The organism is Shewanella sp. 1311 (assembly GCF_059338235.1).
Window position 1 is genome coordinate 415,579 of the sequence record NZ_CM181686.1, and the last position, 24,643, is coordinate 440,221.

At 47.4% G+C, this 24,643-nt stretch carries 16 protein-coding genes; 3 read left to right on the top strand and 13 right to left on the bottom strand.

Going from position 1 to position 24,643, the window contains the following annotated elements; all coding sequences use genetic code 11:
- The 6 genes from AC5YB3_RS01920 to AC5YB3_RS01945 form a co-directional block, all read right to left on the bottom strand.
- Positions 1-258, bottom strand: a complete 258-nt coding sequence (locus AC5YB3_RS01920; protein WP_012089026.1) for a chaperone NapD — start codon at positions 256-258, stop codon at positions 1-3.
- A 42-nt stretch (positions 259-300) separates the two neighbouring features.
- Positions 301-459 carry a nitrate reductase gene (locus AC5YB3_RS01925; RefSeq protein ID WP_006081405.1) on the bottom strand — a complete coding sequence of 53 codons (159 nt, stop codon included), beginning with the start codon at positions 457-459 and terminating at the stop codon, positions 301-303.
- Positions 460-1,237: 778 nt separating this feature from the next.
- The gene (gene hrpA, locus AC5YB3_RS01930) at positions 1,238-5,113 is read right to left on the bottom strand and encodes an ATP-dependent RNA helicase HrpA (RefSeq protein ID WP_494526444.1); all 3,876 of its coding nucleotides are present in this window, start codon (positions 5,111-5,113) and stop codon (positions 1,238-1,240) included.
- Between the two features lie 122 nt (positions 5,114-5,235).
- Positions 5,236-5,652: a CBS domain-containing protein gene (locus AC5YB3_RS01935; RefSeq protein WP_494526445.1), complete on the bottom strand. Its 417-nt coding sequence runs from the start codon at positions 5,650-5,652 to the stop codon at positions 5,236-5,238.
- Positions 5,653-5,825: 173 nt separating this feature from the next.
- The gene (locus AC5YB3_RS01940) at positions 5,826-7,115 is read right to left on the bottom strand and encodes a DUF2254 domain-containing protein (RefSeq protein ID WP_494526446.1); all 1,290 of its coding nucleotides are present in this window, start codon (positions 7,113-7,115) and stop codon (positions 5,826-5,828) included.
- Positions 7,116-7,467: 352 nt separating this feature from the next.
- Positions 7,468-8,499, bottom strand: a complete 1,032-nt coding sequence (locus tag AC5YB3_RS01945; protein WP_494526447.1) for an isoaspartyl peptidase/L-asparaginase family protein — start codon at positions 8,497-8,499, stop codon at positions 7,468-7,470.
- A gap of 120 nt (positions 8,500-8,619) precedes the next feature.
- On the opposite strand from AC5YB3_RS01945, the gene AC5YB3_RS01950 reads away from it, so the two are divergent.
- On the top strand, positions 8,620-10,473 hold the full coding sequence (locus AC5YB3_RS01950; protein ID WP_494526448.1) for an autotransporter assembly complex protein TamA: 1,854 nt from the start codon (positions 8,620-8,622) through the stop codon (positions 10,471-10,473).
- Positions 10,470-14,495 carry an autotransporter assembly complex protein TamB gene (gene tamB, locus AC5YB3_RS01955; protein WP_494526449.1) on the top strand — a complete coding sequence of 1,342 codons (4,026 nt, stop codon included), beginning with the start codon at positions 10,470-10,472 and terminating at the stop codon, positions 14,493-14,495. Before AC5YB3_RS01950 ends, tamB begins: the two co-directional genes overlap by 4 nt.
- 174 nt (positions 14,496-14,669) lie before the next feature.
- Here tamB and rplY read toward each other — a convergent pair whose 3' ends face one another.
- A complete protein-coding gene (gene rplY / locus AC5YB3_RS01960; RefSeq protein ID WP_006081398.1) occupies positions 14,670-14,957 on the bottom strand; it encodes a 50S ribosomal protein L25 in 288 nt (95 codons plus the stop codon).
- Positions 14,958-15,260: 303 nt separating this feature from the next.
- On the opposite strand from rplY, the gene AC5YB3_RS01965 reads away from it, so the two are divergent.
- On the top strand, positions 15,261-15,695 hold the full coding sequence (locus AC5YB3_RS01965; protein WP_259521355.1) for a hypothetical protein: 435 nt from the start codon (positions 15,261-15,263) through the stop codon (positions 15,693-15,695).
- On the opposite strand, the gene mepK is transcribed toward AC5YB3_RS01965, so the two are convergent.
- The 6 genes from mepK to AC5YB3_RS01995 form a co-directional block, all read right to left on the bottom strand.
- The gene (gene mepK / locus AC5YB3_RS01970) at positions 15,646-16,194 is read right to left on the bottom strand and encodes a peptidoglycan L,D-endopeptidase MepK (RefSeq protein WP_006081395.1); all 549 of its coding nucleotides are present in this window, start codon (positions 16,192-16,194) and stop codon (positions 15,646-15,648) included. The genes AC5YB3_RS01965 and mepK overlap by 50 nt on opposite strands.
- A 154-nt stretch (positions 16,195-16,348) precedes the next feature.
- Positions 16,349-17,914, bottom strand: a complete 1,566-nt coding sequence (locus tag AC5YB3_RS01975) for a L,D-transpeptidase family protein (RefSeq protein ID WP_494526450.1) — start codon at positions 17,912-17,914, stop codon at positions 16,349-16,351.
- A gap of 230 nt (positions 17,915-18,144) precedes the next feature.
- Positions 18,145-20,328, bottom strand: a complete 2,184-nt coding sequence (mdoH, locus tag AC5YB3_RS01980; protein ID WP_006086416.1) for a glucans biosynthesis glucosyltransferase MdoH — start codon at positions 20,326-20,328, stop codon at positions 18,145-18,147.
- Positions 20,329-20,351: 23 nt separating this feature from the next.
- Positions 20,352-21,980, bottom strand: coding sequence for a glucan biosynthesis protein G (locus AC5YB3_RS01985; RefSeq protein ID WP_071938787.1), 1,629 nt, complete (start codon positions 21,978-21,980; stop codon positions 20,352-20,354).
- 491 nt (positions 21,981-22,471) lie between these two features.
- Positions 22,472-23,869 carry an ATP-binding protein gene (locus tag AC5YB3_RS01990; RefSeq protein ID WP_006081390.1) on the bottom strand — a complete coding sequence of 466 codons (1,398 nt, stop codon included), beginning with the start codon at positions 23,867-23,869 and terminating at the stop codon, positions 22,472-22,474.
- An 83-nt stretch (positions 23,870-23,952) separates the two neighbouring features.
- Positions 23,953-24,612, bottom strand: coding sequence for a response regulator transcription factor (locus AC5YB3_RS01995; RefSeq protein ID WP_494526451.1), 660 nt, complete (start codon positions 24,610-24,612; stop codon positions 23,953-23,955).
- Positions 24,613-24,643: the final 31 nt, after the last annotated feature.

The following is a 24,643-nucleotide window of genomic DNA, read 5'->3' on the forward strand; positions in this document are numbered from 1 at the left end:
TCATTCTTCACCCTCTTCGAGCACTTCACTCTGGTGGTAAACCATAGTGGCGGATAACACGCCCGGAATGGCATTGATCGCTTCTATACTGTCCATCAAGGCGCGCTGAGTCTCGCCCTCGATGACCACGACCAACTTCACTTCGTTGTTGACGGAAAGTTCGGCATTTTCAATGGTCATGATCTCTTGTCTAACGTCTGCCATTTTCTGCGGTAAGACCTGCACCACTAAACTGGTGATATGGAGTTCTTTGCTCATCCGACATTCCACTCTTTATTTAATATTCTGATAATAAAGCGATTAACCCACTCCCGGTGGTCCAGTCAAAATCTGACTAAACCAAATTGCAAAGCCCAAGCCACTGACCAGCAGCACAGACAATAACGGCGCGAGAAACACGGTTAAAAAGATAAAGATTTTCAGTTCTAGGGATTTTTCTTCTGCGGTGCTAGCACTCATGCATCCTCCAAGAGGTGTGTTCCTGCCACGTTGCGCGTTGGGACAAGCGTCCGCGGCAAGTTTTATGTATATCTATTGCATCTTTGGATCACGAAGCGATCATACCTTTTAGTTGTTAACAAAATGTATACCTCCAAATTGGTAAAGCGGATGATGCTTGATCCAGATCATCAATTTTCTGCGAGTATTAGTCAGATCTCAGTTTTCAAACGCTTTTGAAGATTACAACTTAGTAAGTTGAATAGGTTTAAAGATTAGAAAGTGGCTAAAATAGAAGAATTACCGCGAGAACATCCCGAAAAAGTCGCCAAAAAACACTGGGTATTCATAAAGGAGTAGATGGTAGGAAGGTTTGAAAGTACGAGAGTTAACTACTTGATCTAAAAAGTAAGAAAATCGCTATAAAAGCATGACTGGCATCAAGCCAAGATAGCCACTAAGACTGACTAAGCGCCGCACAGCAGTTTTATCGATGAATAACTGAGTAATGTCGGAGGTGAGTGTTTTACCGCAGAAGATAACAAGATTACGTGGGCAGGAGTGGAGATGAGGCTAAAGCTAAAGCACAGTGCATGGCGCAATTCGCGGCGCATCACTGACGTGTATATCGTTCAAATAGCAGGAATTTAGGGAAATAAAAAACCGAGTAAAAGGTTAGTTCTACTCGGTTTTTCGCGAAGGTATTTTTACACGCTTGTCTGCTCGATGATGGCTCGCATTAGTGTACTCAGCCCTTTAAACCAACCAAGGTATTCAACTGAACACTTAAATCAAACCATTAGACCTGTTGGATATGATTCAAAATGCGTTTTTCCGATATCGGATAAGCCGTGCCTAACACCTGCGCAAAACAGGAGACGCGATACTCTTCAATCATCCAGCGCGCTTCAATTAACGCGGGCGGTGTCGGCATAGAACGTGGCACTTTCGCCAATTGTGCATTCAATGCTTCCTGCACCTTGTTAATACTCTGCATATGCAAACGGTCGCGAGTTGGATCGACAGGTAACTTCTCGACACGGATTTCAATCGCTTTTAAGTAACGCGCCACATCAGCTAAACGATTCCAGCCACAGGATTCGACAAACCCTTTAAACACTAGTTTGTCTAATTGGCTTTGAATATCACTCATAGCAAAGGCGATATCTAAGCTAATTTTGCCCTTGAGACGCTTTTTAATGCTCTGATATAAGGTCAAAATCTGCTCAACCTTCAGGGCAATTTGCTCTGCGGTCGGGTTGAGTTCTTGGCGAACCCAATCCTTTGCCTGCTCAAATTGGGCTTGATTACGCACATCGAGGGCTTTTTCATCCAACAATTGCTGTACAGCGGCGGCAATTATGTCATCAATTAAGATCTGAACTTGACCAAAGGGATTGAAATACATCGCCAATTTCGCCTTATTCGGCAAAGCTTGCTGTAAATGTTTTACCGGTGATGGAATGTTTAACAGCAACAAGCGTCGCAGACCTTGGCGATGAGCATCTAAGGCTTCAAATTCATCATCAAATAATTTGATCGCAACACTGTCTTTTTTATCGATCAGCGCCGGAAACGCCCGTACTTGGTAATTGCCTTTTTGCTGCTGATATTGCTGCGGCAAATCGCCAAAGGACCACTCAGTTAACGCTTCTTGCTCTATACCTTTATCCGCCACCTGACGAATGGCCTTCGCCACCACGCCCTGCAACTCGGCTTTTAAGGTATCGAGCACCCGACCTTCGGCCACTAAGTTGTTTTTATCGTCTTCGATTTTAAAGTTCATCTGCAAATGCGCAGGCAGTTGCGTTAAATCAAAATCTTCCGGCGATATACGCGTGCCACTCATGCGCAATAATTGCTTGCACATGGCCTCAAGCAAACTGGCACTAAAAGGCACCATGGCCTGCACACAGGCGCGGGCATAGTCAGGCGCGGGCACAAAGTTACGTCGTAAACTCTTAGGCAAAGATTTGATCAGCGCGATGCACTTTTCTTCCCTCAGCCCCGCCACTAACCAATCAAAATCGCTATCGTCGATTTGATTGAGCAGCGCCACCGGAATGTGCACCGACACGCCGTCATCCGCCGCAGCGGGTTCAAAGTGATAACTCAGCTGCAGGCGCAAATTGCCCTTGTGCCATGTATCGGGGAAATCCAAGGTCGAAATATGGTCGGCATTGCGCTGCATTAACAACGCTTTGCTGAAATCGAGTAAATCCGGTTGCTCGCGCTTGGCCTTCTTCCACCAGCCAAAAAACAGCTGGGCGTTGTAAATCCCCTCGGGGATCCGCGGCTCGTAAAAGTCCACCAACACTTGCTCGTCCACCAAAATATCGCGGCGACGGGATTTATGCTCAAGTGATTCAATGTCTTCTAGCAGCTTTTGGTTAGCGACAAAAAACGCTTCTTGGGTTTGCAACTGCCCTTCTGCCAAAGCGCTGCGGATAAAAATCTCACGCGCTTCAACGGGATCGATGGGGCCGTATTGCACTTTGCGACGGTGTACAACCGTCAAGCCGTAGAGCACTTGATTCTCAAGGGCGATAACGCTGCCAGGTTTTGCCTCAAAATGGGGCTCTACATAGCTTTTCTTAATCAAATGCGCCGCTAAGGGCTCTAGCCATTCGGGTTCGATTTTGGCGCAGCAGCGAGCGAATAAGCGCGATGTTTCGGTAAGCTCAGCGGCCATGATCCACTTAGGGCCTTTTTTGGCCAACGGCGAACCGGGAAACACAAAGAATTTACGATTACGCGCACCTAAATACTCGTTATTGTTATCTTTAAAACCAACATGGCTCAACAAGCCCGACAACAGCGCACGGTGCAAGGTATCGTAACTTGGGGGCGTATCGTTTAAGCGCCATTTTAAATCGTGTACAGCTTGTTTAAGCTGGGCGTATAAATCCTGCCACTCGCGAACGCGCAAATAGGCCAAATACTCATCGCGGCATTTTTTACGGAACTGACTAGCAGATAACTCTTTTTGCTGATCTTTTAAGTGCTGCCACAGATTTATCCAACTAACGAAATCGGAACTGGGATCGGCAAAACGGCGATGGGCTTCATCACTGGCTTGCTTCTTCTCCATCGGACGCTCGCGGGGATCTTGAATTGATAAGCCCGCAGCAATCACCAGCACTTCGTTCAAACAACCTAACTGCTGACTCTCAACCACCATACGCGCCAAACGCGGATCCACAGGAATTTGCGCCAAATTACGCCCAAGTGGCGTCAATACTAGCTTGCCGTGTTTGCTCTCAACCGCTTGTAATTCTTCGAGCAGCAAGAAACCATCGCGGATATGGCGTGGATCGGGTGGCTCGATAAATGGGAAGCCGCCGATATCACCCAAACCGATGGCGAGCATCTGCAAAATGACCGATGCCAAGTTAGTGCGCAGAATTTCAGGATCGGTAAACGCCGGACGATTATTAAAATCCGCCTCATCGTACAAACGAATACAAATACCCGGTCCCACACGACCACAACGGCCTTGGCGCTGATTGGCGCTCGCCTGCGAGATAGGTTCTATCGGTAAACGTTGCACCTTAGTGCGATAACTATAACGGCTGATACGCGCTGTACCTGGGTCGATAACGTAGCGAATGCCCGGCACAGTCAGCGAGGTTTCCGCCACGTTCGTCGCTAGAACAATCCGCCGACCTCTGTGACTACTGAAGACTTTGGACTGCTCGCCATAGGATAAACGTGCGTACAGCGGCAAAATTTCGGTATCGCGGTAATTACGTCGGCTCAATTGCTCGGCCGTATCGCGAATTTCCCGCTCGCCGTTCATAAAAATCAAAATGTCGCCCAGCCCTTCGGCCACCAGCTCATCGACGGCGGCAAAAATGCCTTCGATTTGATCTAAATCGGCATCGCTATCTTGCACTAATGGTCGATAACGGGTTTCGACCGGAAAGGTACGGCCCGACACTTCGATAATAGGCGCATTGTTGAAATGCTTAGAAAAACGCTCAACGTCTATGGTCGCCGACGTGATAATGACTTTAAGATCGGGGCGTCTTTTAAGAATTTGTTTAAGGTAGCCCAGAATAAAATCGATGTTGAGGCTGCGCTCGTGGGCCTCATCTATGATGATGGTATCGTATTGATCGAGATTGCGATCTGAGGTCAATTCCGCCAGTAAAATACCGTCGGTCATCAACTTAATATAAGAGTCACTCTTAAGTGCATCGGCAAACCGCACTTTAAAGCCGACCACTTCACCGAGCGGGCTTTGTAATTCTTCAGCAACTCGGCTCGCCACGCTGCGGGCAGCCAATCGTCTTGGCTGGGTGTGGCCAATCATGCCACGGCAACCTAAGCCGAGTTCTAAACAAATTTTGGGGAGCTGCGTGGTTTTACCTGAGCCCGTTTCACCGGCAATGATCACCACTTGATTGCCCGCAATCGCGCGCGCAATGTCATCGCGCATCAAAGAAACGGGAAGGTTTTCAGGATATTGGATTTTAGGGCGAGCGTTACGGCGCTGCTCAACCTTCTCAAACGCCGCCTGCGCTTGCTCACTCAGCTGGGCTAAGACTTGGGTCTTTTTATCTGAGTCGGCTTCTTTATTGAGCTTAAATAAACGACGACGGATCCTAGACGCATCAGCCTGATAACAAAGATTAAGAAAGGCGTTCGATAGCGGATGTTTGTCTGAGTTCAAATCCAAATTCCATTGCTAGCATCAAAAACGGCGATCCTAGCAAGGAAAGTGGCGCAATGGTATTGCTAATTTACTCTGCACTCAGGATAAAGGCTGTCAGATTATGTCCACAGCGGCTCAGATTAAACCGGTGACAGATAACATTGCTGCATATAGATATTCATCGCTTTGAGCACATTAGTACGATTTATCGTGCCTATCACTTTACCGTGTTCAACCACAGGGTAAACCTTAGGTTTAGGCCCGAGCATTTGTTCAGCAAGTTGCAAAATACTGTCATCAGGCCCGACAAACAGCACTTCAGTGCGCATACAGTCCCTCACCACTGATGTCATATCGCAGTGATAGCTACTCTTGATCATCACAGCCAGACAATCCTGCTGGGATAAAAAGCCCACCAAATCGCCCGCATCATCAACCACTGCAGCACCCATTTTATTATTATCTAACAGCTTTTCGACCGCGGTCGCCAGCGACATATTCGCGCGCAGTAACACGGGCTGACGATCCATATGGTCACGAATCTTAATTAAGTCCATAGTCTTCCCCTCGAATTAACCCTACGTTTGAAGTCTAGTCAAAATATCGGCAAGGATGTGCGATTTATATCGATTGCGCTTATCTAGTGTGTAAACCGAATGTCAAAAAGTGCTGACAGAATAGAAAGAAACAACAAACGGATACACAGCACGATGAGATAATAAATGTCTCGTTAAGTGTTAGACGAAGCTGCTGACTCGGCAAACTTGGCGGCGTCTTGTACGGCTTGTAAGTCCTCTTCAATATCAAGCACCTTTTGTGAACGCTTAAGTGCCAGCCGCCCGTGGTACTCGGCCGCCGCGCGTATTTCCCCGTCACCACTGGATGCTAACGATTCAAGCGCTTTTTGTAGCCGTACAGCGACTTCCACCACTCCCGCGCCGTCTCTGGCTATGGCGGTAAACGCATCATCAAACATGTCCTGTACACAAACGTGAGGGACTTCTACGCGATCGCACTCTGGCGCGGGTTTGTCATCAACTGCCGCGGGTTCACCCCATAGGGTAAACAGCCGTACCAGTGTGCCTATAATGCAAATGGCCGTACCAGGGTCATTGACCGCAGGTGATAAGGCGCGGCCAGCGATTTCCGACAGTACCACTAGACCAAATCTCGGATCGTCGTCAAAAAGACGGGTATCGCCAATCTGGAATGACTCGGCAACACAGGTGCAATCAATCTCAGTCTGCTCCGCACCATCGGCGCTAATGTATGCCAATGGTCGATTGGGCGTGGCGAACGTGCCCGGCAAGGCTGCAATCACGACTCGCACCTCGTTTTTCTCTGCCCAGCGCTGCATCGCAGCAATATCAATGTACTGAACATAACCGACGTTAGCCGCGTACACGGCTCGTCCACGCGCTTGGGGACGCACAGAAACGCCGCCAAGATGTGGGGTATTGCGTCGCCGTGTCAGGGCATCGGCCGCCGCCTTTTCAACTTTCTCAATTGTGGTTGCCATGCGGCCAAGACGGGCAATGCGATCAACCCAACGTACAAAGGTAAAGATCACCATGCCAAAAATAAACGTGGTCAGCAGGAAGAGGATAAACAGACCTGCCGTTTGAAAGTAATCATTTTTAACCGCAGTGAGTGCCACAATACTGAAGATAAATGCCCCAACAAAGGTCGATAGCGCATTTTGAGAGGCATCATCGGCGACAACTAAAATAAATGAACGTGGTGTTGCCGTGTTAGCCGCCGAAGCATAGGCCGAGACCATAGAACCCACGGAAAAAGTGGCGATAACCAGCATGCTGGAAGCCATGACGGATAACAGCGCCTCGATGGAGGCCGATGACACCTTAGGTGCAATCTCAACAAGCTCAGTACCATCTGCCAATTTTGCGGCAAAGGCGACTGCAATCGATAATAGGCAAACAAGCAGTGGTTTCACCCAAAGTCGATGGCTAAACCGATTGAGGAAAACCCTGACGCGGTCGGTTAACACGGTAGAAATCATGTAAATATCCTTTACGCTGAGTGCAACCTCATGCAAACGCGATGAGTTCGCTGGACACAAACTGCAGCTTTGACGGTGAGTTAAGTGCGGCTTTGCGTATGACTATTGTACCGCTAATGAAATCAAACAACGGGCGACACCCCACATACCATTAACTATTCGTAATAGCTCAAACTTATCAGCTTCTTATTCACTCTTAAAGCAAAAAACCGCTAGCAAAAAGCGAGTGCCACTTTCGCAGCACTCGCTTTTTAAGGTTTATAAGTGATGTTTCTAGACAATCTTGTAAGCAATCTTCTAAACAATCTTGTAAGCAATGTCCGTCTCGAACCAACTGCTTTTACAATTCAAGTTATTGGTCTTGCCAGATCAGCACTTGGGCGGGTTCGCCATTGCTACGGGTAGCGCGGTACATGCCTTCAGTGTTAAATGGCGTAGCGATATTACCGCGCTGATCGACGGCAATCACACCGCCCGAACCACCTGCGGTGATAAGGCGTTGATTGATCACTTCATCGGCGGCTTGAATAATGGATTTCTGCTGGTATTTCACCTTGGCACAAATGTCCCCCGCCACTTGGTAACGAATAAAGAACTCACCGTGTCCGGTTGCCGATACGGCGCACACCCCGTTTTCAGCATAGGTGCCGGCACCAATCACAGGGGAATCTCCAATGCGGCCGAAGCGTTTTGCCGTCATGCCGCCGGTTGAGGTACCAGCAGCTAAGTTGCCATTTTTGTCTAAGGCGACGGCACCTACGGTACCAAATTTGTAATCGAGATCTTTCATCTCAACACCCGCGACTTGCTCTGATTTAGCCGCAACTTGCAGTTTTTGCCGTGCATCGAGTAATTGCTGATAACGCTCGTCAGTATCAAAATGACTGTTTGGCACTAAGCTAAAGCCTTGAGTCAGGGCAAATTCTTCTGCACCTGCGCCCGAGAGCATTACATGTTCAGACTTATTCATCACAGCTAAAGCGAGATCAATGGGATTGGCGATATGGCGCACTCCAGCAACTGCACCGGCATTCATGGTTTTGCCATCCATAATGGACGCATCTAACTCATGCCCACCGTCATAGGTGTACACCGCGCCTATGCCGGCATTGAACTGTGGGCTATTTTCGAGAATATTAATGGCTGTTTGCACCGCGACTAAGCTGTCACCGCCCTCTTCTAACACTTTTGAGCCTTTATCAACGGCTTCCTTTAACTTATCTTTGTAGGCTTGGCGTTGTTCAGGGGTGAGATTAGCCTTAGAAATCGTGCCAGCGCCGCCGTGGATAGCAATCGCGAACGGTTTGTCATTGGCCAAGGTGTTGTGTGACATAAAAAGTAAACCCGAGATAATTAAACTAAAGGTGGCTAATTTTGTTTTCATTCTTTACATCCCCTTAAAAAGTAGAGTCCTTTGTAACCATTTCATCGTGTAATTTCAATCATCTCCTTGCCTGTTGGTTTTATTCTGGCGACAATGATGCCACATCACAGGGACTATAAAGTGCAGCCATTTTTGCAAATCACCTCACATTACTTTCGTTTTTGCTTATTTCTGAGTCTGATTTCAGTCACATCCGTCGCTGCGGCGGCAGATGAATTTATTAAATTATCTGTCACAGGCGTGAATGAAGCTCTGCAACGTAACATAGTTGCGCACTTAGGCACCTTACCCGAATCCGAGGTGCAGCGCCGTGCCTTTCTGTTTAATGTCGATGACAATGTCAGCACAGCCTTAGAATCCATGGGTTACTATCATGGCGAAGTAGAAGAAAAACTGACCGAACATGACAAGGGACCGTGGGAACTAAAACTGGTGATCACTGCCGGCGAGCCAACCATAGTGCAGTGGGTCGATATTAACTTCAGTGGCGAAATGCTCGATGATCGCGCCTTCGATCAATGGCTGGCAAAGGTCAACCTTAAGCCTGGCGATGTGCTAAACCACGGTGTGTATAGCGACGTAAAATCGCAACTGATCACCTTAGCTCTGGCCCGAGGTTACTTCGATGGCGAATTTACGGAATCACAGATTAAAGTTAACCGCGACATCAATACCGCGCAGGTAAGTTTGCATTTTGACTCAGGCAAACGTTATAAATTTGGCCAAGTCAGCTTCGAAGGCCATACTTTAGAACCTGAAATTTTAGAAAAACTTATCCCCTTTAAAGAAGGCGCTTCCTACTCGACTCGCCGTGTGGGCGCGTTGAATCGCCAGTTATTAGACACGGGCTATTTCGCCAATATTAAAGTGATCCCGCAAATCGACGGTGTCGAAGAGAGTCATATTCCTGTGCTGGTGGAATTAACCCCTAAGGCGAGCCACGCCATTGAGCTCGGTTTTGGTGGTGATATTGGCAAGACGGATCAAGCTTTCGACCCAAGAGTGCGCGTGACCTGGCGGACGCCACAAATCAATAAATACGGTCACTCACAGGAAACCAGCCTCGAATGGTCTCCAGATAGACCAAAGTTATTAACCACTTATACTATCCCCTTGACGCATCCCTTAGATGATCAATTAAAAATCCGCGTCGGTTTGCTACGGGACAAATACGGTGTGACCCAAGTGTATGACGCCGAGAATCGCGATTTTAGTAACACAGGTCAGCTTGAATCGACTAAATATCTTCTTGGGCTATTACGCCAACAAAGACTCGAAAACCAATGGCTAATGAGTTATTCGCTTGAGGCTATTCGCGAAGAATATACTCAGTCTGACGTCGATTATATGCCGTCGTTTTATTTGGCTGGGATTAACTTTTCGCGGACAACGCGCGGGGATAATTCACTCGATCCTAAGTCCGGTTTTAGGCAGATTTACAGCTTAGATTATGCCGATCCCTATTTAGGTTCAGAAACCCGCTTAGCGCGCCTCCAAGCTAAATTTAAATGGATTGATACCTTCTTCGACAATCACAGGATCGTTGCACGTATCGATTTAGCCGCCAACTTAGCCAACGAGAATGATCTGGCCTCTATCCCGCCTTCACTGCGCTATTTTGCCGGCGGCGATCAGAGTGTACGGGGTTATGGTTATCAAGAATTGGGCCCCTATTTGGATTATGTCGCCGATGATGGCAAAACCAATCGCGAGGTCATAGGTGGCCGCTATTTAATGGTCGGCAGTTTAGAATATCAATATTACGTGACCCCCACTTGGCGGGTCGGTACCTTTATCGATGCGGGTAACGCCTTCGATAATAATCAATTTGAACCTGTTGTCTCAGTCGGTGGCGGTATCCATTGGATCTCCCCCATTGGCCCAATCAAACTGGATTTAGGGGTTGGATTGAAAGAAACCGATACCATTGAAAGATCATGGCGAATTCACCTGACCATGGGGACAGATCTATGAGCCAGCCCCCAGAACATCATAAGCCAACCGAACAAGACGCCGTAGACAGCCCCATCACGGAAGTTACTGAAGCCATTGCGAATTCTGTCACCCAATCGGTGTCATTCATTCAAAAACTGTGGCGACAGTTCAAACTCTGGACTCGGATTATCATCTATGTGCCATTAGGGCTTTTAGTGTTAATCGCCCTATTACTCGGCACAGAGTTTGGCTCGCGCATCACAGTAGGCTTAGCCGATCAGTTTGTGCCCGATCTTGATCTGACTTACACCTCAGGCTCCATTAATAAAGACTTAGCCCTGTCCCATGCGTCTTGGTCTATGGCTGGCATCAAGGTGCAACTTGAGGATCTGCATTTACTGTGGCAACCCGCCTGTTTACTACAAAAACGTTTATGTGTGAATGGCTTATCTGCGGCCAAAGTCGATGTGACTATTGATACCTTAGCCATGTCTGCCGACACAAACGAAACCCCGATAGTGCCGCTCGATGAAGAGCCCAACGAGCTGCAATTACCCTTTGATATTGAGTTAGACTCCGCGGAGCTCAAGGCTGTGAATATCCAAGTGGATGAGATGCAATTTACGGCCAATCGCCTTAACGCAGAGGCAAAGTGGTTTGCCGAAGGCTTGTCGGTTAAACAGCTTTCCAGTGAAGGATTGTTCGTGCTGATCCCCACAGCAACCGATGCCGCACAAACGAACCAAGCAGCGACAACGACGGCTTCTAACGCCGACATAGCCGCGAGTACGACACCCAACGCAGCGGCCAGCACAACAGCTAATCCAACGCCTGATCCATCGGCCAACTCGCCGGCAAAAGACAAGCCAGCAATAAACAGTAGTGCAGAGTGGGCTCTAGCGCACTTACCACAAGTGTTTATGCCTTTTCCTGTGACGGTTAATGCCCTCACGCTTGATAACACCACGCTGCAAATCGGCGATCGTAAAGATGTCTTTAGCCATGCCGAGCTGCAAGGTCGTTTCCGCGAATATCAATTGACCTTAGATCATCTCGCCATCAGCCATACAGATGGCAGCGCGGATATCACAGGCAGTTTAACGCTCGATAACGATTATCCACTCGATTTAGAAGCCAACCTCACCCTTAACCAATTAGCCGAATTACCTGAGCTGACTCACCAAGCGCTAGATATAAAGCTGAGCCAAAGCTTAGGGCAATTGCAGGTAAACGCTGTCGCCAAGGGCGATGCCGACTTCAAGCTAGATGGGCAGATAACGCTTCGCGATCCTAACCTGCCCTACAAGGTAAAACTTGAACAGACACGGCTGCAGTGGCCGCTAAAAAGCCCTGAATACTCAGTCAGCGATGTAGCACTGGAAAGTCAAGGCGATCTCAATCGTCAAGAGGCAAGCCTTAAAGGCCAGCTGACGACGCCGTTCCACAAGGTGCTAGACATAGGCACTAGCCTTCAGCATCAAGATGCGAAGTTAACCATTAATAATCTTGATGCAACAGGCGCGATTGGTCAGGTCAAGCTCACGGGCGAACTCGATTATCAAAAAGCCATTCGCTGGAACGCCAATCTCTGGTTCAATGACGTCAAACTGCAGGAAGTACAACTGCCACAAACGGATACGGCGCAAGCAGCAACCAGTCTACCGGACAGTTTGATTTCAGGAAAATTACGCACTCAAGGCTCATTTGCTGATCCTCGCTGGCAAGTCTCCCTGAACGACACTGAGCTCACGGGCACCCTGCAAGGTTATCCCTTCGATATCACAGGGGATATCAGTGTGAATGATTCCCTGTATGTCAGTTCTAAGGGGCTGAACGCCAAAGTACTGGGCTCGACTCTGGCACTCAAAGGCGAAGCCAACGCCAACTGGGATCTACAGGGTGAGCTGCAAGTGCCCGACTTCGGTCTTTGGTTGCCTAAGGCCAGCGGCCAATTGCAGGCGCAAATTAATGTCACAGGGGATGAAAAACACCCTCAAGTTGAACTAACCGCTCAACTCGCTGAACTGTTTTATCAAAACATTAAACTGCAAGAATCCAACTTAAAGGCCTATTACAAGCCGCTAGATCAACATGAATTTGCTATCTCGCTGAAATCGAAAGCCTTACAGATTGCGGATCAGAATTTAGATACAGTGACACTGGGGGCGAAAGGCACGATTGACGCTCAAAAGCTGACCCTGAATGCCACGGGCGATCTTGGCCTCGATACTACAGTGAGTAGCCAATACGATGTGAAAAAGTCGCGGCTACGGCTCGATGTCGAACGTCTAAATCTCAATACCCCCGTTGGCCTATGGCAGCTCGATAACGCCATTAATCTCGCTTGGGATCAAAACAAGAATCAGGGCAGCATCACGCCGTTTTGCCTCATGAACCCGAACAGCCGCATCTGCCTAAACAGCGAGACGACAATCGGCAAAAAAGGCAGCGCGCAGGTGAGCTATTCGGGTAATCCAGGGCAATTACTCGTACCGATATTGCCAACGAATATGCGCTGGGATGGTCCTGCCTCATTGTTAGCCAATTTTGCTTGGGCTGCGGGTCGTAAACCCACTGCCGATGTGGACTTTGATTTTGCCCCCGGCAGTATCATGCTCAAGCGGGATAAGAATCGTGAAGTCACCATTAATTACCAACATCTGTCATTGCTGGCGACCTTAGATGCTAAACGGCTTGCAACAGTATTAAATTTTGAATCTGAAGGCGTGGCCAGTTGGCAGAGTGAGATCAACGTTAATGTCACCCCAGATCGTGCGCTCTCAGGTTTTGCCAATATCAAGCAAATCAACTTACAACCACTGGGAGAATTTTTCCCGCGACTCAATACGGTACAAGGCTTGCTGACCAGTCAGCTTAACTTTGCGGGCAGTCTAGAGGCGCCAGAAGTGTCGGGAAGCATGGCCTTAACGGAGGGCTCCTTAGCCCTGACGGCAAACCCGACGCTAATCGACAAAATTGACCTGTCAATGTCGTTCGCGGGTCAACAAGCCGAGCTCAAGGGCCGCTGGATGATGGGCAATGGCTTGGGTCGAGTGACTGGCCAGCTGCAATGGCCCCAAGGTCAATTTAGCGGTGAATTAGCCCTTGAAGGTGACAAACTCGCCGTGATCCAACCGCCACTGGCTATCCTTGATGTTTCACCCGACATCAATTTAACCTTCAACTGTAAACAATTAACGGTAAAGGGCAAAATAGCCGTTCCTTCTGGCAACATTAAAATTGTGCCATTAGCGGAAGGCGGTATCGCCACATCTGATGACGTGGTATTTGACGACTCCATTGCCGCCACGCAACCTAAAACCAGCCCCTATGCAATTGTGGCCGATCTGAATATCAGTGTGGGCAACGAACTCAGGATTGATGGTATGGGCCTCACTGGTAGGCTCCAAGGAACCTTAAAACTGCAACAGCAAGCGTTCCGTCCGCCTTTGCTCTTCGGTAATATTAGAGTTAATCAGGGTAGTTACCGGTTTATGGGTCAAACCCTGAGGATCCGTACTGGTGAAGTGCAGTTTGTGGGGCCAACGTCAGTGCCTAACCTGAATATTGAGGCAATACGCGAGATTAAGAGTGAAGACTTAGTCGCGGGTGTGCGCGTCACTGGCACTCCTGCCCGCCCTGTGGTGACCCTGTTCTCTAATCCTGCCAAAGAGCAGGCCGAAATCTTGTCTTACATTATCAAAGGCAGTGGTTTTAACAGTGCCAACAATGAGCAAAATAACTCATTGATGATGGGCGCAGCCTTAGGTTTAAGCTCGCAGGTGGGCGGCGGCGCCATTAACAACATAGGGAATACCGCGACCGGATTGATTGAAGAGTTTGGTTTCTCTAACGTACAACTCGACACCAACGATGAGGGCCGTGTGGCGATCAGTGGCTTTATCGGCGAGAACTTGATGGTGAAATACGGGGTGGGCGTGTTTAACCCTGGCTATGAGATGACGGTCAGATATTACCTGCTCTCGCAGCTTTATCTTGAAACCGTATCGGGTACCTTAGGCCAATCCCTTGATATCTATTACAACTTCAATATCAAGTAGCAAAGTCAGACTCAGACTCAAATTCAGGTGGAGTTCGATACACTCTGCCTGTCTATGATAAGTATTAGGCCACAATAAAATGAGTCACGCCGCTCCATCAGATGAAAATCTGTCGCGTGAAAATCAGCCACAAAAAAAGCGCCCTTAGGCGCTTTTTTGCTTCAGCTACGACAATTAAGCGTAAACGAAGTCAACATGTTCAATAAGTGGTTTGAACACGTGGCGTTGCATAGCTTGTGCACGTACACCCACTTCTTTGCCATCAACAACGATAGTCAAAGTTGAAGTGTAGAAATCAGCGTTAGCTTGAATGTTGATGATATCTTTGTGATCAAAAACAATAGAAACTGGCTCTTTGCCTTGGCCATAAATAACAGCAGGTACTTTACCAGCATGGCGTAGGCGGCGGCTCGAACCTTTCCCTATTTCAGTGCGGGTTTGTGCTTGGATAGTGTAAGACATGTGTTTCTCACTTAAATTTAGAGTAAAAAGTTGCCGGCATTTTCGACCAATGACGGCTCATATAAAGCGCGCGAATACTAACATAGATACCCAAGGCGCACAAGAATCCCGCAACCCATCAATTTGTCCGCCGCTGCGTTAGTAAAACAGGTAGCAATTTATCAAATTGAAGAACTTGTATCTTGGCTGTTACAGCTGGGAAAAGGCTTTGATCTCAAACAAAAAACACGCGATCTAGATCACACTGGGAAATTGAGAAGCCTGATAAGCTCGGGCAAATTTCGATAACTGCTGTGTCAAAAAATGCGTCATGCGCTATACCAGTTACAACAAGAAAACAGACTTTCATGCCAACTGGCCCGTGAACTTGTCTCACTTATCGAAACCGTTCCTTACCAGCAAAATACCCTTGAATTAAAATTTTTAGAATTGCTTGCCTGCACCCAACAGAAAAACCGCAGCTTAATTTTACTCATGCAGGTTATTGAGTCGGTCGACATTGAGTTACAAAGGCAAAGGCAGTATCAATTCTCACAACATTTGAGTTTATTGATCTGTGATTGGCAACAGCATAGAGAAATGAACAAGCTCAACCAGCAATTTATCCCGCTGCTGAGGCATTACCTGACAGAATCTCAAGCCCTAGAGCAAGGATTCTATCAACGAGTTCAGCAACAAATTATTCACGCTACCAATGTCGTACCGGCCCACAATCGACATGCACAAAGCCAGAGTTAGGATAATAGCCCACTCCACCCAGTTTTAGGGATAAAGCCGCTTCTCTGAGGGTTTTAAGCTTAACGCTTGGGATCGCGATATCCATAGCCATGCCGCGCATGTGATAACTCTTTTTTGCGACGCCGCCACTGTGACTCGCAAGCATGGCATTGGTTTTGGGTGAACGATAACCAGAAATCACATGGATTTCATCGTCGACATTCAAAGTCGTTTTAAGGGAATAGAGTAAATCGAATAAACGTTTATCCATAGGCGCCGCCACATTCTGGCGATGGTCCCGCAGTAAATGATTAAAATCGTTTAATACCTTGCTTTGATAATGACCATCAACCCAGTAACTGCCGTCATCGCGCTCACCGGTATGGCGATTAAACAGACTTAACTCGCGGATCCCTTTAGTTGAACGACTGGCTGCTGCTTTTGAGGGAATAAGAGAACATAATGCCACACCACTCAGGCCTAACAATAACTGCCTACGGGCAGGACATATCAAAGTCACATGATCACCTTTTGTATGCTTTTTGGTCACTAATCAAGCAAATTATACTGAATAAGCCCTAAGATCAAGTTTTGCCCACCCCATTCTGCCCAAGATTTTAAAATACCCTGCGAGTTCAATTTGTTATCTTACTCAGCTTTATGGCGCCAAAATCTTAATTGAGATCTAAAACCGTGTCAGGCACGGCATTCGTCAACTCAGCTTCTAAATGGTAAATGTCGCTACGGTATTGCTCTTGCCCACTGTCATCCAGCCATGCAGTCCAATACACCAGATGCACTGGCAGCTTTTGAGAAAGTGAAAACCACTGCGGCTCCGTTACATCTGGGGCTAATTTGTCCCATAAACGCTTATCTTTAACTAAATGTTCTTTAAACCACTGGGCTAATTCAGTGACTTTTTCAATCCGAATACAGCCTGATGATAGTGCCCTATCGTCCTTACTAAAGAGACTTGGCTCAGAAGTGCCATGTAAATAGACACTGAAACTGTTATCAAAGTGGAACTTATATTTGCCTAATGCATTCTTCGCACCTGGGCGTTGCACTAGCTGATAGGGAAACGAAGTGCTGGCTAAACCCTGCCATTCTTCTGGCATGTGTTGCACTAGTTGGCCGTTATAGTCGTACACATCAAATTGGCGTTCATTAAGATAATGACCATTTCGCCGAATCTGCGGCAGGATATCTCGGCGTAGAATGCTGCTCGGCACTCGCCAACTGGGATTGAGGACCACGCTGGAAATCTGGCTATCCAGCAGCGGGGTTTGCCGAGAAGATTTGCCCACAATCACTTTGGAATTGAGCACTGTGGTGCCATTATCGACTAAGATCATCTCAAAGGCGGGCACGTTAATCAGCAAGTAGCTTGGCTCCAACTTACTTTCAAACACTCGTTGCCGAATAGTATTTTTAGCTAATAAGACTGCCCTCGCCTTTGGCGATTGATTCAGCCAATACAAGGTCTGCTTGCCAATCACCCCGTCTTGTTTTAACCCATGCCTATGTTGGAAACGCTTAACACCGACCACCAATTCTTCGCTATAGACAAGGTTCGTCATTGGCTCAATGGCTAAATCACCCAAGAGCCACAAGCGTTTGGCTATGGTATCAAGGAGTGGATGACTCATTCCGACCGTTAACTTTTCATCCAGCACTAAGGTTTCCCAAGGTTCAGTGGCATCCAATTGCACTAAATGGGTGACTTGTTTTAGCACCCTTTGATATTGGGCATCGGTTGGAATAACGGTTGATACTGTGTCTACGGGAGCGCCGTTATTACACTGCGCAAAGGTCTTGATATAACGCCAGTAGCCCGCCACATCAGCTTGAACCCGCGCCATTTCGGCCGCAGATAAGGTATTTGGTGATAATGTTAATTCGCGATAATACAGACCAAAAACAGGATTAACGCCCGCAAGATCCAGCAGCAACACCTGCGGCACTAATGCCGTAAGTGGCAAGGCTGCATCGGGCTCATCGGCTTTACTCTCAGTGCTTGGTTGCACACTGTTTAGCTGCAGCATGTCTTGCTGTGCCCCAATGCTGGGATTCGATGAAATGGCTTGAGTATCATCGGTAGCCATTGCCACTGACGTGATAGGAAAACAGACAATAACGCTCAGCACTAACAGTCCCAAACAGCGACTCATGGGCATACGTTTAATTTGCGATGCGCGTACAAACGGTGAGAAATACTGGATGATCTTGTGCAATACCATAAATACTCCCTTCGCTATTTAAGGTCACTTGAAAGCCAGCGATCATGTCAGTCAATAACACTGTCATACGACTATTTCATGGGGATCAGTTAATTACTAGGGGCAAACTGTAGATTATGAAAAGAAAAATGCCACTGAGGTCGTCAGTGGCATTTTCATTATCATTACAACCAAACCCATTTGCGAGCAAACACTGCGCTAATGTTGGGTCGCTGTGCGTTAGATATTCGTTAGCAAAAAGACACCAGATCTTCTTCAACAAACTGCTCTGGTAATTTCTGCAGGCTACGTAACATCAAAGGATTCGCTAACACCATCGCCATTTCTTGGCGATTCAGTACTGCTAATGCACTCTGTTGGCAGCGAGCTTCATGCACTTTCACATGCACTATGGCTTCCATCGCTTCAATCGGAGTCCCCGCAGCACGCAATGGCTGTTTATCCACCATAGCCAAATGCAGCTCCATCAACGCAGGATCTTTAAGGACCTGTGCCAATGTCCAAGGCTCAGCGATGTGTTTTTGGTAAGCGGCACGGGCTTCATGTGCTTGCAGGCAAATCTGCGCAGGATTGCGCTCTTCAGGCGTCGCAAGAATCCCCGCACGTTTAAACACTTCACCGATTTTGACAGAACCCGTCCATGCTGAAATAGGCACGGCAATCCACAGACCAATCAAGGCAGGACTCATCCAAGCCAACAAGGTTAGAGAATCCAAAATAGCAGCATAACCTAACATCACACCCGCCAGCATATGCCAACGGTGACGATAAATTAACGTCATCCAAGGCATACTGCCGTCATCACGACGTTGCGGCGACCAACCACTGTCGCGGCCCATCAGAATTGACATCACGGCACCGCAATGGATGAACATCATGATAGGTGCGATCAACGCTGAGAGTATAACCTCAAAGATCACACTGAATATCGCTTTAATCCGGCCGCCAACACTGCGAGCAAACTCGCCGTCTTTAAGCAGCAACAAGACACCAAATACTTTAGGGCCGAACAAGACGCCCATAGTAATGTAGAACAATCTCAATGCCCTATCCGAGTCCATGATGGGCCAAGTGGGGAACAGTGAAAATTGATCGGTGAAATATTCAGGTCGAATAAAGTGTGCTTGCAGGGCTAACATCAAACCGGTCAAAATCAACATCAACCAGAAAGGTGATGATAAGTAGGCCATGATACCCGTCAGTAAATGCAAACGGCTCACCCAGTGCAAACCTTTAGTTGGCAAAATACGTGAATGCTGCAAGTTACCTTGGCACCAGCGGCGATCACGTACTGCTAAGTCGATAATTGACGGTGGACATTCTTCGTATGAACCGGGTAAGTCATAGGCAATAACCACACTCCAGCCTGCACGGCGAATCAAGGCCGCTTCAACAAAGTCATGGCTCATGATATGACCACCAAAAGGCGGCTTACCCTTAAGGTTGGGTAATCCTGCCGCAGTCATAAAAGCTTCGGTACGGATAATGGCGTTATGGCCCCAGAAGTTACCTTCTTTTTGTACCCACCAGCCTAAACCGGTGCCTATTACGGGGCCATAAATGCGCGCCGCAAATTGCTGTAAACGCGCCATTAAAGTGGTGCCGTTGATCAGCGACGGAATCGTTTGGATCAAGCCCGCATCAGGGTCGGCCTGCATACGCTGGGCCAAACCTGTGATGGTTGAAGACTCCATCAAGCTGTCGGCATCAAGCACTAACAAGTGATCATAGCGCGAACCCCAACGGCGGCAGAAATCCGCCACGTTACCCGCTTTACGGGCGACGTTTTTACGACGACGACGGTAATACACCCGCGAGTGTTTATGGGTTTCTTGACGTAACACCAAAAAAGCCTGCTCTTCGAGCAAGGCGATATCAGGATCTGTAGTATCACTTAAGATAAACCAATCAAAAGCATGACCATGACCCGTTTGCGACAAGGTTTCTGCCATCACAGAGACCGCCGAAAATACCCTGTCAGGGGATTCGTTATAGGTCGGCATTAAGATCGCAGTGCGCGTATGCAGCTCAGTCACTTGCAGATCTTTTGCCCGCGGTTTGCGCAGCAAAATTAAAAAACCCGCAATACCACTACAGAACGCTAAGGCGATCCAACAAAAGTTGACCGCAAATAACGCCAACACGAGATATTCAAGAGGCGTAATTCCGCCAATGCTAAATACCGCGCCCATTTCATAAATAGCGAATAAAGACAGTAATAAAGCACCGCCAACCACTAAGAAGCGGCGCGAAGCACGCGAACGTACTCCATTCGCCACTGTACTACGGCGAGGGAATCCCTCTGGCATCTTACTTAAATTTTGGGGTTCCATAGCGCCAGGCCGTTCATTTGGCATAGCACTACCACCCACGAGGACTTCCGTCTCGAGTACCGAGTTTTCGGATACAGTCATATCATGTTGCTCCGTCATGAACCTTACAGCGTCCAGCGATAGAGCCAGGTTTCAACCTGACGAGGAGTTGGGAACTTGAGTTCAGCGCGCAGTTCGATAAGTTCTTTATCTTCTGGCTCTAATTCAAAAGCTAAGCGATAGCCATTTTTGGCTGCATTACGGGCAATCACCACATTGGTGACCACACCACCAGACGCTTCTACTTTAGCAACTGGCATTTCATCTGTCATCGGACCTTCAATTTGATAGTCGACCACAAATAAACGTCTTGGTGTTGCTTTAGCGATATCGGCACGGCCACTGGCAGAGCGAGACACATGTACAGCACCGACTCTAGCCGCGGGTTCTTCACCCCAGCTCATGCGATAGGCAAAATGGAATTCACTGCCCGCAGGAATAGGCTGACGAGGTTTCCAGTAGCTAACGATGTTGTCATGAATTTCAGACTCAGTCGGAATTTCAGTCAACACCACAGAACCTTGGCCCCAGTTGCCCACAGGCTCAATCCACAGGCTTGGGCGACGTTCATAATGTGCTTCTAAATCTTGGTAAGACGCATAATCACGCTCACGTTGGATCAAACCAAAACCCTGTGGCGAGTTGTCAGAAAACGCACTGACCTGTAATTGACGTGGGTTAGCCAATGGACGCCATAAATGCTCACCACGGCCGTTTAACATCAATAAACCGTCTGAATCATGTACTTCAGGTCTAAAGTCATCGGTATCGTGACGACCATTGAGTGAATGCAGGAACATGCTCGTGCTGGGTGCTAAACCAACTTTGCTCAGCTCAACTCGCGGAAACAGCGTCGCTTCAACGTCAATCAAAGTGTTATCACCAGGACGGACAGAGAAAGTATAAGCACCCGCCACACTTGGGCTATCTAGCAAGGCATGCACAACAATCAAGTTGCTGTCATTGTATGGACGTTCAACCCAGAAGGCGCGAAATATTGGGAATTCTTCCCCTTCGGCATCGGCGGTTTTTAACGCTAAACCACGTGAAGATAAACCATAGGCGTTACCTTTACCTAAAGCGCGGAAATAACTCGCACCTTGGAACACCATAAGTTCGTCAAACACACCGTTAGTATTCAGTTGGTTATGAATGCGAAAACCTGAGTAGCCAATGTCGTCATTGGGTAACGCTTGGGTAATCACTTCACCCGCGGTGAAATACTTAGGCTCGTAGGCCAAATGCGTTGCATTTTGTCCTTCCACAATCGCAATCTCAATCAGATCTTGGAAATAGAAGCCACGGTGGAACATTTGCATTTGAAAAGGCACGCCCTGATCACGCCAAATAGACGCAGTCGGGTTAAAACGAATGTCACGGTATTCATCGTATGACAATTTAGCTAGGCCGGCCGGTAACGGGTCTTTAAGGGCCACATACGGTTTCGCTGCCAAACGTTTTGCAATCTTCACCACAGTATCGCTATCGAAAGCGCCTGTTTTAGTGAATCTCACTTGATTTTTTGTAGCGGGCTGAGAAATCACTTTCGGCGGAGTTACCACAGGAACTGTCTCGGCGGGTTTTGTCTCTTCAGCGTACGCGACACCAGACAGGGCGACAACAGCGCCTAGCGTCAGTGAACAAATGAGTGACGAATAAGGTTTGGACGATGGGCAACGCAACAAGCTAACCATAGATAGGTAACCTAAAAAATAAACTAAGAAATCAATGTTTTTTATGTATACAGTGAATTTTTTTCATCCTCGCTTAGGGGCGAAAAAAAACAGTTGCTTACATATCGCGAAAGATATCAGAAGGAGAAAAAAACTCATAAATAAAGATGCAGTTAACCCCTTCTACACAATACTATTTGAGAATAAGTTTATACCTAAAAGGAATATAAAAATAACATTATCATGCATATTTCTGCTTTCACAGTTACAAAAGCAGGTTAAGTGATCCAAATGCTACATTTTTGAAAGTAAAATGAGACTTTTTAAAGTCTCATTTTAGTGTGGATGATCTTAGATGAAAAAACACAATTAGCGAACCAATCTGTTGGTAAACCTAAGGATTTTTTCTAAGATAGCAGACAAACTCACAATTACACTCACCCAAATGTATCAAAACCACTGAGGTGATGTCACTTAAACTGCGGATCTATTTTAAGATGTTAACTTCTGAACTATTGCGGCAGAAAAAGAGTCACAGATAATCCGCCCTGCTCCCTTGGCGCTATCACTAAACGGCCTTGGTGCAATTCAATGATGTGATGGCAGATAGACAAACCTAAACCCGCACCTATGCCTTCATTTTCATTCACACGATAAAAACGCTCTGTGGCATTAGCAATCTGCTCCTCTGTCATACCTTGGCCACGATCCGCAATACAGATACTAATCTCATCACCCAGTGAATGGGCCGACACTGAGATTTCTGATTCCTGCGGGCTGTATTTGCAGGCATTTTCGATAATATTTTTTAGCACCAGCAGCAGATAGAACCGATCGCAAGTCACGGTCAGCTGGGGCGCGATATCGATATTCCATTCATAATCGGTGATTTGTGGCATCAATTGATTAAGCGCATCTTCAACCATAGGCAAGATAGCGTGGGATGACACATTGAGCTCATTTATCGAATCCACCCTCGCTAACACGAGTAACTGTTCAACGGTATGACTCATGTGCACCACGCCGGCATCAATCGCGGCTAGATGAAATTTCTGCTGTGGATCATCGTCAATCAGGCTCTCTAAACCGTGTTGATGTAATTTAATCACAGATAATGGTGTTTTAAGTTCATGGGCGGCATCGGCGCTAAAACGGCGTTCACGGGCAATGAATCTAGCTATGCTATTGATATATAAGTTTAATGCACGGCGAACGGGTACGAGCTCTTTCGGTAGTGACATAGTCAGCGGCGTGAGATCGTTCGGCGCCCGCCCAATCAACTCCCTTTCGAAGGTTTTTAATGGCCGGAACAATAGATAAAACAATAGGCTAACGATAAGTAGTGTCAAAGGCACCACAATCAAGGGCACGATAACCGCGTTGTGCATGATTTGCGATACGAGCTCTTGGCGCACTTCATCCTGCTGAGCGGTGACAATCCAAACATGATTTTTAACCGAGAAAAAACTGAACACATGCCAGAGTTCACCTTCGAACACTTTCTTGTGATAACCCTGCACGAATCGGGTGATAGGTTGATGGCCAATATTGTCCGACAGCACTAAGGCTTCGCCCGCCTCACTCCAAATTTGAAACGCCAATTTATGCTCATAGGCGAGTTTCAGGGCATCGGCTTTTTCGGCAAAGGAACTGATCTGGCTATCGGGAACGTGGAGCACTTGCGGTCTCGCGGTACTCTGGGGCGTCGCACCGGGCTCAGTGTGATAAAACAGCTCCAGCATTTTCGCGGTTTGCAGCATTTGCGCATCGAAGAGTTCTTCTATTTGATGCTTAGAATCCCGAGTACTCAACCAGCTAGAGACAGCAACGGACACTGAAATACCTGACAAAATCAATAATGTCAGTACCAAACGCAGTGAATACACATCCAGCCCCTTTAATCGAATCACTTTAGTTTCCTAACGTTTACCCTCAGCTAATCACTGAGGTATCAATACCCACAAACGTGAGTATTGTCACTTAATTCAGCGAATTAATTTATTTCAATCAAGGTATAGCCGATTCCACGCACGGTTTTAATCAGCTCATTGGCGAGCTTTTTACGCAAATGATGAATGTGTACTTCAATCGAGTTGCTGCCGACTTCATCCCAACCATAGGTTAACTGTTCCAGTTGGCTGCGCGTCAATACGCGCCCAGCTGATTGTGCGAGTTCAAGCAATAATTGGAATTCACGCCGTGAAAGCAGCACATTTTGATCGCGAAAGATCACTTCACGGGTATTTAAATCAATACACAGCGCGCCAATAATCAAACTGTTGTGATCGAGCCCGTACTGGCGTCTGACAATGGCGCGAATGCGCGCGGCCAATTCACGCACATCAAAAGGTTTACCGAGATAATCATCGGCGCCCATGTCTAAGCATTCGAGCTTAGTGTCAAAATCAGTATTGGCGGTCAGGACTATTGTAGGAATTGACACTCCCTGCTGACGCCAAGCTTTAAGTAACTCTTTACCGTTACCGTCGGGTAAACCCAGATCGAGCACTATGGCACTGAAGCTTTCATTTTTAACACCCTGTAATGCTTGCTGATAACTATTAAGGTGATCAACCTGCATGCCCAGCTTTGCCAAACTCAAGCAAATCCCTTGGGCCAATAACTCATTGTCTTCAACCAACATAATACGCATTCAATGTCCTTAACAGAGCCTTTTAAAAGAA